Source organism: Streptomyces siamensis (assembly GCF_039543605.1).
GTDB classification, from domain to species: domain Bacteria; phylum Actinomycetota; class Actinomycetes; order Streptomycetales; family Streptomycetaceae; genus Streptomyces; species Streptomyces siamensis.
Map to the genome: position 1 here is coordinate 1 of NZ_BAABKB010000047.1, position 14,027 is coordinate 14,027.

Annotated in this window: 11 protein-coding genes; 4 read left to right on the forward strand and 7 right to left on the reverse strand. The window is 71.6% G+C overall.

The genetic code is table 11. The annotated features are described in order from the left end of the window. Window positions 1-1,235, reverse strand: a 1,235-nt coding sequence (locus tag ABEB03_RS42070; protein WP_425589381.1) for a DUF6777 domain-containing protein, incomplete at its 3' end; no start/stop codon positions are given. A 440-nt stretch (window positions 1,236-1,675) separates the two neighbouring features. Between ABEB03_RS42070 and ABEB03_RS42075 the strand changes: the two genes are divergently transcribed. Then, window positions 1,676-2,998: a streptophobe family protein gene (locus ABEB03_RS42075; protein ID WP_345658348.1), complete on the forward strand. Its 1,323-nt coding sequence runs from the start codon at window positions 1,676-1,678 to the stop codon at window positions 2,996-2,998. A gap of 36 nt (window positions 2,999-3,034) precedes the next feature. Here the strand turns inward: ABEB03_RS42075 and ABEB03_RS42080 are convergent, their stop codons facing one another. From ABEB03_RS42080 to ABEB03_RS42090, 3 genes are all read right to left on the reverse strand, one after another. Continuing rightward, window positions 3,035-3,652 carry an SH3 domain-containing protein gene (locus ABEB03_RS42080; protein ID WP_345658349.1) on the reverse strand — a complete coding sequence of 206 codons (618 nt, stop codon included), beginning with the start codon at window positions 3,650-3,652 and terminating at the stop codon, window positions 3,035-3,037. A 6-nt stretch (window positions 3,653-3,658) separates the two neighbouring features. After that, window positions 3,659-5,998, reverse strand: coding sequence for an ABC transporter ATP-binding protein/permease (locus ABEB03_RS42085; protein ID WP_345658350.1), 2,340 nt, complete (start codon window positions 5,996-5,998; stop codon window positions 3,659-3,661). A gap of 97 nt (window positions 5,999-6,095) precedes the next feature. Further along, window positions 6,096-6,506, reverse strand: a complete 411-nt coding sequence (locus tag ABEB03_RS42090; RefSeq protein ID WP_095932216.1) for a hypothetical protein — start codon at window positions 6,504-6,506, stop codon at window positions 6,096-6,098. A 429-nt stretch (window positions 6,507-6,935) separates the two neighbouring features. Here ABEB03_RS42090 and ABEB03_RS42095 point away from each other — a divergent pair, with 429 nt between their 5' ends. Beyond that, complete coding sequence (locus tag ABEB03_RS42095) at window positions 6,936-7,313, forward strand: nuclear transport factor 2 family protein (RefSeq protein ID WP_345658352.1); 378 nt, start codon at window positions 6,936-6,938, stop codon at window positions 7,311-7,313. Between the two features lie 92 nt (window positions 7,314-7,405). On the opposite strand, the gene ABEB03_RS42100 is transcribed toward ABEB03_RS42095, so the two are convergent. Both ABEB03_RS42100 and mgrA read right to left on the reverse strand, forming a co-directional pair. After that, entirely contained in the window at window positions 7,406-9,901 is a 2,496-nt protein-coding gene (locus ABEB03_RS42100) for an ATP-dependent Clp protease ATP-binding subunit (RefSeq protein WP_345658353.1), read from the reverse strand. A gap of 212 nt (window positions 9,902-10,113) precedes the next feature. Continuing rightward, window positions 10,114-11,106, reverse strand: a complete 993-nt coding sequence (mgrA, locus tag ABEB03_RS42105) for an L-glyceraldehyde 3-phosphate reductase (RefSeq protein WP_345658354.1) — start codon at window positions 11,104-11,106, stop codon at window positions 10,114-10,116. A gap of 127 nt (window positions 11,107-11,233) precedes the next feature. Here mgrA and ABEB03_RS42110 point away from each other — a divergent pair, with 127 nt between their 5' ends. Both ABEB03_RS42110 and ABEB03_RS42115 read left to right on the forward strand, forming a co-directional pair. Beyond that, window positions 11,234-12,127 carry a LysR family transcriptional regulator gene (locus ABEB03_RS42110; RefSeq protein ID WP_345658356.1) on the forward strand — a complete coding sequence of 298 codons (894 nt, stop codon included), beginning with the start codon at window positions 11,234-11,236 and terminating at the stop codon, window positions 12,125-12,127. Window positions 12,128-12,405: 278 nt separating this feature from the next. Continuing rightward, window positions 12,406-12,915, forward strand: a complete 510-nt coding sequence (locus ABEB03_RS42115; protein ID WP_345658357.1) for a mycothiol transferase — start codon at window positions 12,406-12,408, stop codon at window positions 12,913-12,915. A 33-nt stretch (window positions 12,916-12,948) separates the two neighbouring features. Here the strand turns inward: ABEB03_RS42115 and ABEB03_RS42120 are convergent, their stop codons facing one another. After that, a complete protein-coding gene (locus ABEB03_RS42120) occupies window positions 12,949-14,019 on the reverse strand; it encodes an adenosine deaminase (protein ID WP_345658358.1) in 1,071 nt (356 codons plus the stop codon). Window positions 14,020-14,027 lie beyond the last annotated feature (8 nt).

The following is a 14,027-nucleotide window of genomic DNA, read 5'->3' on the forward strand; positions in this document are numbered from 1 at the left end:
GAGGACTCGGACTTCGACGGCTCCGACTTCGACGCGGAAGGCGACTCCGACTTCGAGGACTCAGGCTTCGAGGACTCGGACTTGGAGGGTTCGGACTTCGACGGTGAGGCCGAGGATTCGGAAGGTGAGGTCGACGTGCCCGACTTGGAGGGCCCGGACGACGTCGAGGAGGGAGAGGACGGCGACGTCGGCGGGGTGGTCGGTGCGCACGCCCCGCCACCGGTCGGGGTGACGCACGGCGTCGTTTTCGGCGTCGTCGGCGTGGGGGTCACGACCACCGTCGGGAAGGGCCGTGGCGGACGATGCGTCCGACGGTCGTGGTGCGTGTTGTCACCCCGGTACCGGGCCGTCCACTTGTCGTTGTGCGGGTCGACGATGACGAACACGTTGATGATCGTCACGGAGGGCGCTATCACCACGACGTTCTGCGGCTGGAAGGACGCCCAGCGTTGGCCCGTCTGCTTGGGCGTGGACTTCTGCTGGACGGGCTCCTTCAGCGGGTTGCCGCAACCGCAGCGCGTACGGGGCACACCGTGGGAGTCGACGAGTACCGAGGTGCCGGACTGGAGGATCGCCTGGTAGCTGGTGGGGCCGCCGGAACGGTAGCCGTGGTTGGTCACACGCGTGTCGGCGCTCAGTTGAACCGGCGTGAGCGACCGCAGGTACGAGGGGATCTGTCCCGCCGTGATGCCCTCCACCGAGGCGAAGGCCCTGGCTTTGGACGGGTCCGCCTGCAGCGCCTTGATCTGCTTCTCCACGTTGCACGGGGAGACGTTCTTCCGGCCGGCGTACAGCCCCGGCGCCGAACCCACCACGCCACGCGTCACGTTGCCGGGCACCTCGGTGGTGCCTCCGCCCTGCGTTCGTGTCTCGACGGGCGCGCCGGTGGTCTTCGGTGTCGTACCTCCCGGCGCCGTGGTCTTCGGCGGCGTGGTCTTCGGCGTCGTGCCGCCCGGCTCCGTCGTCTTCGGCGGCGTGGTCTTCGGCGTCGTGCCGCCCGGCTCCGTCGTCTTCGGCGGCGGCGTCCCGGGCTCCGTGGTCTTCGGCGCCGAGGTGCCGGTCTTCGAAGTCTCCGGCGCGGTGCCGGTGTCGGTCGCCGTCGACTCCGTGAACGGGTCGGGCCCGGCCGCTGCCGCCGGCTGGAGGAACACCTCACCGGCGGTGTTCTTGCCACCGCCGCCGTTGTTGCTGAACAGGAGACCGACGACCACGGCCAGCGCGACGACGCCGGTCAACAGCGCGACCCGGGGTGCCGACCTCCACCAGGGATGCTCGGGCCCCTGCCCCGGACCACCGCGCCCGGACGGTCCGCCCCCGCCGCCCCCGCCGCCTCCGCGGCCGCCCGGACCGGACCCACCCGGCGGCGGCTCCGAGGGAACACGGCTGTCGGGCTGCGTGGGAGTGGGACTTGGCGTGGGCTCACTCGGCTGCGACGGACGCGCCAGCGGGCCGGAGGGCGGTCCTGTGGGTTGGCCGCCTGTGGATTGGCCGGAAGTCGGCGGTTCGACGCTCACGAGCTGCTCCCGTTGTAGGGATTCCGCGGCACCCGGTGCATCTCGCGCCGCTTTCTTCCACAACTGAACCATTGTGTGCTCCAGCCCCGTGCCCCCCGCAAGCCGACGCGGTCGGCCCCCTCCGAGGGGCGGCCCGTGCGGGCCCTGCCTAACGTGGCAGCGTGCGTCCCGAAACCCCGTCCGACCAGGCAAGAGCCCTCCGTGGTGAGCGGACGGCAGCTCACCACGGCTGGGGTCAGGCCATAGTGGCCGTACTGGCGGGGACGGTAGTGATGACGGTCGTCGCGGCGCTGGGACTGTGGGCGGCGGGAGCAGCGGACCTCCCCGACGGCGCGTTCGCGCGCGTTGTGGCGGCGACCGTGGTCACCGCGGTCGGCGGAACCGTCGAATTCGCGGGCGGCGCAGGCGTCGTCGCCGACACCGAGGCCGGCCTGACGGTGACTCCGCTGTCGGTGACGCTCGCCGGAACCCTGGTCGTCGCGGCCGGTTTCCTGCGACCGCTGCGCCACCGGGCCGTCACCGGCTCCCGTGAACTGGCCGGATGGGCGGCGCGGATCGCCGTCGTATGGCTCGTGGTCCTCCTCGCGCTCGCGCTGCCGGCCCGTCACACGTTCAGGATCTCCCTCGGCGACGACACCGTCGGCGACATCGGCGACCTGTTCGGCGTCACGCCCGAGGTGGGGTTCGCGGCGAACGTGCCGCAGACCCTGGGCTTCGGGATGCTGTGGCTGCTCGGCGTGCTCGTGCTCGCCCTGCTGGTCTCGCCCGGGGCACCGCTGCCCGCCCGGCTGCTGCGCTTCCAGGAGTCGGTCCGTCGGGCCGCGTTCGCCATGGTGGCCCTGCTGCTCGCGTACGTGGCCCTCGGTGCGGTCGTGGGGCTGGTCGTGGCGGCGACCCGCGGTCATGCGGCGGACACGTTCGCGGCGATCCTCCTCGGCCTCCCGAACCTCGTCTGGCTCGCCTTCACCATCGGGCTGGGCGCCACCTGGCACGGGCGCGTGGACGGGCCCTTCGGGCTGCCCATGCCGCCCCTGCTCGAAGAGGTCCTCCGCACACCGGACGTCTCCACCGTCGACCTCGGCACCCTGGCCGCCCACGACGGCCGGGTGTGGTGGCTGCCGGTCGTCGACGCGGTGCTGCTGCTCGCCGCCGCGTTCCTGATGGCGGCCCGCTCACCGGCGCGGATGCGGAGCCGGCAGCACGCGGTGCACATGGCGGTGGCGCTCGTGCTCACCGTGCTCATGATCTGCCTCGTCGGCCGTGTCTCGGCACACCTCGGTCTGTCGGTCCTCGGCATCGGCGACCTCGGCGGCGGCCTGGGGGGCGAACTGCTGCTGCGGCCCGACGTCTGGTCCGCGCTCGGCTGGGCAGCGCTGTGGGGCCTCGTCACCGGCTTCGTGGGCGGTCTGTCGGCGAGGCGCGTACACCGCCGAGGCCAGGCCGGGGTGGCGCCCGGCCCCTCCGACAGCACGCCGTCCGCCTGACGCCGCACGGCCGCGGGTCCGCCCCGGTCCGGCCCATCAGGTCTCTCCCAGCTCGTCCCCGTCGTACGACACCAGCCGCGTGGGTTCCCGGTCGTCCCGGGCCGGCGCCTGGACGACCCCGGTCTGCTCCCGCGGGTACGGGTCCGCTGGGTGCTCCGGTGCCGCGGCCGACGGGTCGTGCTCGGCCGCGAAGGTGCTCAGCCGTGTCCCGTCGCAGTACACCCACCGTTCGTGCTCACCGTCGTAGATCCAGACCGATTCGCCGTCCACGATCACCCCGATCCGCTGGCCCCGCGTGCGGTCGCGGAAGCTCTCCCCGTCGATCCGTCCGGTCGCGAGTTCCTCGGCGGCCCTGCGGTAGCGGATGAGCGCGTCCTCCACACGGGTCAGCAGCGGGCGCGGGTCCGCGGTGCGGGCGAGCGGACTGCCCGCCTCGGGGGGCGCCTGCGGCACCGGTACCAGGAGGCGGCCGTCGACCCAGGCCGACCAGCCGTTGGAGCAGACGACGCGGCCCCAGTCGCCGAGCCGGTCGACCAACTGCACGGGCAGCAGCGGGTCGAGCGGCACGGTCGGCCGGGACGGGTCCGGTTCCTCCCAGGCCGGGAGACCGTCCTGCGGCACGACATGCGTGGGGTGGAAGCCGGGAGTCGTCATCGGCACCTACTTCCGCAGGACGGCGGGCTCGTGCCGCTGGAGCAGCCGGTCGACCAGCCGTCCGAAGACGACGCAGAGCACCACGAGCATCCCCATGTTGAACAGCCAGACGTCCGGCGAGTGCCGGAACAACGGATCGGCGGTCAGGTCCCAGGGGACGATCCGCGCCAGCCCGATGGTCCCGGCCATCGCGCCCAGGGCCCAGCGTGCGGGCACCAGCCACGACAACTGCTCGATGCCGGGCACGCCGTTCAGTTTCAACAGCGCTCCGCAGAAGACCACTTGGACGATGGCGAGCAGCACCAGCAGGGGCATGGTGACCTCCTCCTTGGTCACCAGGGCGGACACGAGGAGGCCGAGCATCATCGCGGTGAAGGCGAGCAGGGCCACGGCCACCGTGAGTTCCACGAGAGGCGGCATGAGGACGCCCTTGCCGCCGGGGGCATTGAGGTCGACGCCGAGGAGGGCGACGAGGGTGAGGACGACGGCCTGGAGCACGGTGATGATGCCGAGGACGACGATCTTCGACATCAGATACGCCGATCTGGACAGGCCGACGGCGCGTTCGCGCTGGTAGATCACCCGTTCCTTGACCAGTTCGCGCACGGCGTTGGCCGCGCCCGTCAGGACTCCGCCGACGCACAGGATGAGCAGCGCGTTCATCGCCGTCTCCTGGGTCAGCCGGCTGCCCGCCAGGGCGCGGGCCATCACGCCCATGACGAACGGCAGCACGATCATGACGGCGAGGAAGGTCCGATCGCTGCTGAGGGCCCGGGCGTAGCGGCGGACGAGTGTCACGAGCTGGACGATCCAGCTCTGCGGCTTGTGGGGCGGCGCGACGGGACCGGTCGACCCGCGTGCCAGATGGGGCTGTCTGCTGGCGTTCTCGATGTACTGGCGGTGGAAGGGCGACTCCCGGTACTCCTCCGCCCAGTTCCGGCCGTGGTCCCGTTCGAAGGCCTCGAAGGCCTCCGGCCACTGCCGGTAGCCGAAGAAGGCGAGAGTGTCCTCGGGCGGCCCGTAGTAGGCGACCCTTCCGCCGGGGGCGAGCACGAGCAGCCGGTCGCAGACGTCGAGGCTGAGCACACTGTGGGTGACCACGATGACCGTGTGGCCGTCGTCGGCGAGGCCCCGCAGCATGTGCATCACCGAGCGGTCCATGCCGGGGTCGAGGCCCGACGTCGGCTCGTCGAGGAAGAGCAGGGACGGCTTGGTCAGCAGTTCCAGGGCCACGCTGACCCGTTTGCGCTGGCCGCCCGACAGGCTGTGGATGGACTGGTCGACGCGCTGTTCGAGGCCCAGCTCGCGGATCACCTCGTCGACCCGCGCCCGGCGCTCGGCCTTCGCGGTGTCCTGCGGGAAGCGCAGCTGGGCGGCGTAGCCGAGGGCCCTGCGCACGGTCAGCTGGGTGTGCAGGATGTCGTCCTGGGGGACCAGGCCGATGCGCTGGCGCAGCTCGGCGTAGTCGCGGTAGAGGTCGCGGCCGTCGTACAGGACGGTGCCTTCGTCGGCGGGGCGCTGCCCGGTCAGGGCGTTGAGGAGGGTGGACTTCCCCGAGCCGCTCGGGCCGACGACGGCCAGGAGGCTTTTCGCGCCGACGGGAAAGGACACCTCGTCCAGGAGCCGCTTGCGTCCGCGGTCGGTGTCGACCGTGAGGTCCTGGACGTCGAGCGAGATCTCGCCGGTGTCGACGTACTCCTGGAGCTCGTCGCCCACCAGACAGTAGGCGGCGTGGCCGATACCGACGATGTCACCCGGTGTGACCACGGCGCGGCCCACGGGCCGGCCGTTGAGGAACGTGCCGTTGTGGCTGTCGAGGTCGACGATCTCGTACGTGCCGTCCGCGTGGGCCCGCAGCTCCGCGTGCTCCCGGGAGACGATCAGGTCCTCGATGACCAGGTCGTTGGACGCGTCGCGGCCTATACGGACGGTGCGGGTGGGCAGCGGCCGGACGGCGCTCGGCCGCCGGAACGTGCCGGTGGCGCCCGGCGCGGAGACGCCCGAGGGGCGCTCGGAGGCTGGGGGCGGGCGGTCCACGAGAACCACCCGGGGGCCGTCCGCGGGGTTGCCGAAGCGGATGACGCTGCCGGGGCCGACGCCCCACTCGTGGACGCGCCGGCCGTCGGCGTACGTGCCGTTCGTGCTGTGCTCGTCCTCCAGCGTCCAGTGGTCGGCCTCCGGGCGGATCACCGCGTGGTGCCACGAGACCCGCTCGTCCTCGAGGACGACGTCGCTCAGGGGGTCGCGCCCCACGCGGTAGTCGCGGCTCGGACTCATCACCGTGGAGCCGGTCTCGGTCTCGAGGACGAGTTCCGGCGCAGTGGGCATGACCGGCCGCTCTCGCATGCCAAAATTCTAACGATTCGCCCACATGTGCGCCTGATCGGCAGGGTCTCTCGGCCCGCCGGACGTGTGTGCCGTCGCGCCGTGGGGGGCGGGGCGCTCAGGCGGCGGAGATGCCCAGCACCGCGGCGGTCCGCTGCATCCGCAGCGCGTCGACGGACTCGGCGAGCAGCTCGTACTCGGTGGTGTCGTCGCTGGTGGCGACACGGACGAGTTTTCCCGCGGCCAATTCCTCCGCGACCAGCTCCTGTTGGGCGGTGTCCCCGCACCAGGCGCGCAGCATGCTCGGCACGTCCGGAACGGTGTCCGGCACCGGCGCGATCGAGTTCGGCGGGAACGCGGGGTCCTCGGGCTGCGGGTCGAGCCGCTCCGCCATCCACGCGGCGCGGTCGCGCATCCACCACAGGGCCAGCGCCAGAGTCGGCGCGCGATAGGTCCCGAGGGGTACGCCGACACGCCGACCACCGCATATTCCGTACGCGGTGACGTGGCACAGGAATTCGTCGTGCACGATCGTTCCCCCATTGGCGTCGCTCGCTGCCGGCCGGGCCTCTCTTTCCCCGCGGCTCGTCTGCTGTGCACGATGGTGCTGATCGGGCGGTGATGCTCACAGAGCGTGGCTGAATTGCCCTGGTATCGAGTATCGCCACTCCTGACCCTCTGTCACCACGCCATTCCAGCCAGTCTCTTGGCATATTCACCGCCGCGGTTGGCCGAAACCCCACACGGGGCCGCACAACGCGCGATCCGGCCGTCCCGCCCGTCCGTGCGGGCGGTGACGTCCCGTCGCGGCACGGCGGAGCCCCGGACATTACCCGGGGGGTAATCGACGCCCCCGACAGCGCCCGGCATGGTGGTCGTACCGCATCCCAACAGGGCGCGACAGCCCGGGATTCGGGCTCTGACCAGCAGTTACGACCTCGATGGAGGCTGATTCACCATGTCCGCGAACACCGACCGCTACGAGACCGCCGTCGCCCGCTACTTCGAGGCCTGGAAGGCGAGCGGGCAGGACGCGCTGACGAAGTCGGTCGCCGCCGCCTGGGCCACCGACGGCACTTACACCGACCCGCTGGCCGACGTGCGCGGCCACGAGCAGATCGCCGCGGTGATCGCCGCGGCGCACGAGCAGTTCCCCGGGTTCTCCTTCCGCCTCCTGGGCAGCGTCGACGGCCATCACGACACCGCGCGTTTCGGCTGGGAGCTGGTCGACGAGTCGGACGGCTCGGCACCCGTCGCCGGGTCCGACGTGATCACCCTGGACGGCGAGGACCGTATCCGGAGCGTGTACGGGTTCCTGGACCGCGTCCCGGGCTAGGCCGCGGCCCGGGGCGTGGTGCGGAGCTGCGGGCAGGACCACGGGGGTGAGCTCGGCCGGCGTCCACCGCCGGCCGAGCTCCCGGTCCTGTATCACTCCTGAGGCTGCGCCTCCCCCTCCGACGGCGCCGCGGCTTGCGTCGTGCCCTCCCCGGCGGCCCGCTCCTTCAGGCTCAGCGACAGCTCGTCGTCCTTGACGTCGGCGAGCACCGTGTCACCCGGGTTGAGCGTGCCGTCGAGCAGCATGGTGGACAGCCGGTTGTCGAGTTCGGTCTGAATGGTGCGGCGCAGCGGCCGGGCGCCGAACTCCGGCTGGTAGCCCCGGTCGGCCAGCCATTCCTTCGCGGCCTCGGTGACCTCCAGGTCGATCTTCTGGGCCCGCAGCCGACGCCGGCTGTGCTCCAGCAGGAGGTCGACGATCCGCACCAGGTCGGAGCGGTTCAGGGCGTGGAAGACGATGATCTCGTCGATCCGGTTGAGGAACTCCGGGCGGAAGTGCGCCTGGAGTTCGGCCATCAGATCGTCCTTGATCTCGTCGAGGTCGCCCTGGTGGTCGAGGATGTGCTTCGAGGCGATGTTGCTGGTCATGATGACGACGGTGTTGCGGAAGTCGACCGTGCGTCCTTGCGCGTCGGTCAGACGCCCGTCGTCGAGGACCTGGAGGAGCAGGTTGAAGACATCGCGATGCGCCTTCTCGACCTCGTCGAAGAGCACCACGCTGTACGGCTTGCGGCGCACCGCCTCGGTGAGCTGTCCGGCCTCCTCGTACCCGACGTATCCGGGCGGGGAGCCGACGAGCCGGGAGACCGTGTGCTTCTCCTGGAACTCGCTCATGTCGAAGCGGATCATGCGCTCGGGGTCGCCGAAGAGGAGTTCCGCGAGCGCCTTGGCGAGTTCGGTCTTGCCGACGCCGGTCGGGCCGAGGAAGAGGAAGCTGCCGGTCGGCCGGTTCGGGTCCCCCATGCCGGCCCGGCCGCGGCGCACCGCCTGGGCGACGGCGGTGACCGCCTGGTCTTGGCCGATGATCCGCTCGTGCAGGACGTCCTCGAGTTTCATCAACCGGTCGCGCTCGGTCTCGGTCAACTGCGAGACCGGGATGCCGGTGCGCACGGAGAGCACTTCGGCGATGTCGTCCGCGGTGACGCTGGGCGCGGGGGTCCGGCCCTCGCCCACACCGGCGAGCTCTTCCTCCAACTCGCTGATCTGAACCTTGAGTTCGCCGGCACGCTCGAAGTCCTCGGTGCTGACGGCCTCGTCCTTCTCGCGACGCAGCCGGGTGAGCCGGTCCTCCATGTCGACGGTCTCGGTGGAGTCGTCGACGCTGCGCAGACTCACCCGCGCGCCCGCCTGGTCCATCAGGTCGATGGCCTTGTCGGGCAGGAAGCGGTCGCTGATGTAGCGGTCGGAGAGCGCCGCGGCGGCGTCCAGCGCCTCGTCCGTGAAGCGGACCTGGTGGTGTGCCTCGTAGGAGTCGCGCAGCCCGCGCAGGATCTCGATGGTCTCCTCGACGCTGGGCTCGGGGACCATGACCGGCTGGAAGCGGCGTTCGAGCGCGGCGTCCTTCTCGATGTACCTGCGGTACTCGTCGATCGTGGTGGCACCGACGACGCTCAGTTCTCCGCGGGCCAGTGCGGGCTTGAGGATGTTGCCCGCGTCCATGGCTCCCTCGCCGCCGGCTCCCGCGCCGACGACCGTGTGGAGTTCGTCGATGAACAGGATGACGTTCTTCTCGGCCTCGGTGACCTCGTCGATCACCTTCTTCAGCCGTTCCTCGAACTCGCCCCGGTACTTGGCCCCGGCGACGAGCCCGGAGAGGTCGAGTCCGACCACCCTGCGGTCGCGCAGCGCCTTGGGTACCTCACCGGCGACGATGCGCTGGGCGAGACCCTCCACGATGGCGGTCTTCCCGACGCCCGGGTCGCCGATCAGGACGGGATTGTTCTTGGTCCTGCGGGAGAGGACCTCGACGGTCTGCTCGATCTCCTCGGAGCGCCCGACGACGGGGTCGAGCTTGCCGCCGCGCGCCTCCTCGGTGAGATCCCGCCCGTACTCGTCGAGGGTGGGTGTGTCGCCGTGCCCTCCGGCCGACGCCGCGCGGCCCCCGCCGGGCGCGGCCCCCTCGGCCCGCATCGCCTGGCCCGCACCGGAACCCGGATCGGACAGGAGTGCGGCGAGGATGTGTTCCGGGCCTATGTAGGACGCTCCGGCCGCCTGTGACCGCGCGTGCGCCGCGAGCAGGGCACGCTTCGCCGCCGGGGTGAGCGCGGGCTCACCGGTGCCCGGGCCGGAGGGCAGCGTGTCCCGCAGGTCCCGCTCCAGCTGGTCGATGTCCACGCCTGCGTGTTCCAGCGCCTGGCGCGCGGCGGGCACCTGGGTGGCGGCCCACAGCAGGTGCACGGTGTCGAGGTCCGAGCCGTCCTCGGCCGCGCGGGCGCCGGCCGCGGCCAGCAGCTCGTGCGCGGAGTCGCTGAGCAGGCGCCCGATGGGGACGCGCTGCATCGCCGGCGGGGACGTCGCCGGGCTCATGCCGAAGAAGCGGTTGAAGAGATCGGAGAACGGGTCGTTCGACCCGAAGGGCGAGATCGTCACGGGGGCCCACCTGTCCGGCGACGGCACCTCGGCCGTGTGCCGGCCGCCATCTGTGTCGATTTCCGATGCTCATCCAGTGTTGGCCCACTGCTTCGGTCGCACAAATGCACTCGCGTCCCACACGCCCCACACTGCGGTCGCGGGAGCCGTCGCCCCTCGGGGCAAGACGACGTGATGTCCGGCCGGGCGCCGGAGCGCCCGGCCGGTCCGTGTCACGGCTCGATGATCTCGTCGATGCGGGCGAGCTCGTCCGCGTCGAAGTCGAGGTTTCCGATGGCCGCGACGCTGTCCTCGAGCTGCTGCGGGCTGCTCGCGCCGATCAGCGCGGACGTCACGCGGCCGCCGCGCAACACCCACGCCAGAGCGGTCTGGGCGAGGGACTGACCGCGCTGCTTGGCGATCTCGTCGAGGGCCCGCAGCTTCCGTACGAGGTCCTCGGTGACGGTCTCCGCGCTCAGGAACGGGCTGTCGCTCGCGGCGCGGGACCCCTCCGGGATCCCGTCGAGGTAGCGACCGGTGAGCAGGCCCTGCTCCAGCGGCGAGTAGGCGATGGAACCGACCTGGAGCTCGTCCAGCGTGTCCAGGAGCCCCTCCGCCTCCGGGCGGCGGTCGAGCATGGAGTAGCGGGGCTGGTGGATGAGCAGCGGGGTGCCCAGCTCGCCCAGGATGCGGGCGGCCTCACGGGTCTGCTCCGCCGAGTAGTTGGAGACGCCGACGTACAGCGCCTTGCCCTGCTGCACGGCGGAGTGCAGGGCGCCCATCGTCTCCTCCAGGGGAGTCTCCGGGTCGAAGCGGTGCGAGTAGAAGATGTCGACGTGGTCGAGGCCCATCCGGGCCAGGCTCTGGTCCAGTGACGACAGCAGGTACTTGCGGGAGCCCCATTCGCCGTAGGGTCCGGGCCACATCAGGTATCCGGCCTTGGTCGAGACGACAAGCTCGTCGCGGTAGGGCGCGAAGTCGGCCTTCAGCGCGTCGCCGAGGGCCGACTCTGCGGCGCCGGGCGGCGGACCGTAGTTGTTCGCGAGGTCGAAGTGGGTGACGCCGAGGTCGAAGGCGCGGCGGAGGATCGCCCGCTGGGTCTCCACGGGCCGGTCGGGGCCGAAGTTGTGCCACAGGCCGAGCGACAGCGCGGGGAGCTTCAGGCCGCTGCGTCCGGTGCGCCGGTAGGGCATGTCCGCGTAACGGTCGGGGTGTGCGGTGTACAACGCGTACTCCTGGAAGGCCGGGAAGTCAGGTCTCCACTCTCGCCCGCGCCCGCGGCAGCGGTCCAACGGGAGAATCGGATGGCATTGAGCGACGAGGGCTCTCAATCGGCGGCTAGGCTTCCACGTCATGGAACTGCGCCACCTTCAGCATTTCGTCGCCGTCGCCGAGGACCAGCACTTCACCCGGGCCGCCGAGCGGCTCATGGTGTCGCAGTCGGGGCTGTCGTCGTCGATCCGCGCCCTGGAGCGGGAGCTTCAGGCCGCGCTGTTCGTGCGCACCACCCGCCGTGTGACGCTCACCGAGGCCGGCCGGGCCCTGCTGGGCGAGGCGGAACGGATCCTCGCGCAGGTCCGCTCGGCCCAGGACGCGGTGGCCGCCGTGCAGGGCGTGCTGCGCGGCACGCTCTCGCTCGGCACCGAACAGTGCATCGCCGGGGTCCAGGTGGCCCGGCTGCTCGCCCGGTTCCGGAGGCGTCACCCCGACGTGGAGATCCGGCTGCGGCAGGCGGGCGCGGAAGCGCTGGCCGAGGAGGTCGCGGCGGGCGGGCTCGACCTGGCCTTCGGGGTGCGGACCCGGGCGGACACCGACCAGCTGCGTTCGGTCCCGCTGACCGGTGAGCCGATGACCGTGCTCTGCCATCCGGCACACCGTCTCGCGGGTGCCGCGGTGGTCACGCCCGAGGAGCTGGGCGGGGAGGCATTCGTCGACTTCCACCACGACTGGGGACCGCGCCGCACCACGGACGCGGCCTTCGCCGCGGCGGACGTACGGCGGACCGTGGCACTGGAGGTCAACGACGTGCACAGCCTGCTGGAGCTGGTCCACGAAGGTCTCGGCATCGCCGTCGTGCCGCGGCACTTCGGCCTGAAGCGCGAAGCGGGCGATCTCGTCTCGCTCCCGTTCAAGGGGGCACGTGAGACGTCGTACGAGACCGTCGCCATGCTTCCACCGCCGGAGGCGACCAGTCCGGCGGCGCGCGCGTTGATGGCGCTCCTGGAGACCGCCGAAGAGGGGGTCTGACACCACCAGGGGTCCTGGCGCTCCTGGCAGCACCGTTCAGCCGCCGCAGAATCGTGGACGTCCCCACGGGAACGCGAGTCGGGAGCGCGCGCATGAGGGATCACACACGCGCACGGTGCTGCGAGGGGCGGCCGTCACGGCGGCGGCCGGGCCGACCGGCACGGCGGGCGGTCTCCGGGCGACGGCGGCCACCGCGCCTGGCGGGGCGGGTGCCAGTCGGCTTCCCCGGGAGCCGGATTGCGGACGCGTGAGGAGCGGTGATGCGCGATGGTGGACGCATGCATGCAAAGGACATCCTCATCGACGCGTTCAGCCGCATCCAGGAAGAAGTCCATGCCGTCGTCGGGGGACTCTCCCCCGAGGATCTCGACGCCCGTCCGTCCGCCGACGCGAACTCCGTCGCGTGGCTGGTCTGGCACCTCACCCGCGTCCAGGACGACCACGTCGCCGACGCGGCCGGCCTCGACCAGGTGTGGCTCGCGCAGGACTGGGAGAAGCGCTTCGGGCTCGGACTGCCCCGCCACGACACGGGGTACGGGCACAGCTCGCAGCAGGTGGCCAAGGTCCACGTGGACTCGGGCGACCTGCTGACCGGGTACTACGACGCCGTCCACGAGCAGACCCTCGGAGTCCTGCGCGAGGTGACCGCCAAGGACCTGGAGCGCGTCGTGGACGAGCGCTGGACCCCGGCGGTCACCTTCGGCGTCCGGCTGGTGAGCGTCCTGGCCGACGATCTGCAGCACGTCGGCCAGGCCGCCTACGTACGGGGGCTGCTCGGCGCCGGTTGACGGCCGGGCGGCGGGGCAGCGCCCCGGGGTTCCTCAGAGCGCGGCCGCGTAGCCGGGCAGTACCACGTCGTGGAGGAGGGCGTTGCGCTCGTCGAACGGGATGAACGCGCTCTTGACCGCGTTGACCGTGACGGTGCGCAGGTCCTCCACGGTCCAGCCCGCCTCCTCGACCAGCAGTGACATCTCGCGGGTCATCGTCGTACCGGAGACGAGGCGGTTGTCGGTGTTGAGGGTGACCCGGAAGCCGAGGTCACGCAGTGCGGTGATGGGGTGCTCGGCGATCGAGGTGGCCGCACCCGTCTGGAGGTTGGACGTCGGGCACATCTCCAGGGCGATGCGGCGGTCGCGCACCCAGCCGGCGAGCCGGCCGAGCTTGCCGTCCACGATGTCCTCGGTGATCCGCACGCCGTGCCCGATGCGCTGGGCGCCGCACACCTGGAGGGCCTGCTGGATGCTCGGCAGGCCGTGGGCCTCACCGGCGTGGATGGTGAACGGGACGCTCTCGCCGCGCAGGTGCTCGAAGGCGGCCAGGTGGTCGGCGGGCGGGAAGCCGTCCTCGGCGCCGGCGATGTCGAAACCGACGACGCCGGCGTCACGGAAGGTGACCGCGAGATCGGCGATCTCGCGGGTGCGGTCGAACATCCGCATGCCGCAGAGCAGGGTGCCGACGCGCACGGGGGTGCCCGCGGCGGCGGCCTTGGCCATGCCGGCGGCCAGGCCCTCCTGCACGGTCTCGACGACCTCGGGCAAGGTCAGCCCGCCGTTCACCATCAGCTCGGGCGCGTAGCGGACCTCGCCGTAGACGACGCCGTCCTCGGCCAGGTCGAGGACGTACTCCTCGGCGGTGCGCAGCAGTCCCTCGCGGGTCTGCATGACCGCGAGCGTGTGCTCGAAGGTCGCTATGTAGCGCACCAGGTCACCGGAGTTGGCGGCCTCGTAGTACCAGTCGGCCAGTGCCTGCGGGTCGGTGGTCGGCAGGGTGTGGCCGACCGTCCCGGCGAGCTCCACCAGGGTGGCGGGGCGCAGACCGCCGTCGAGGTGGTCGTGCAGCACGGCCTTGGGGAGGCGGCGGATGGTGTCGATGTCGATGCGGGGCGCGGTCATGCGTGTCT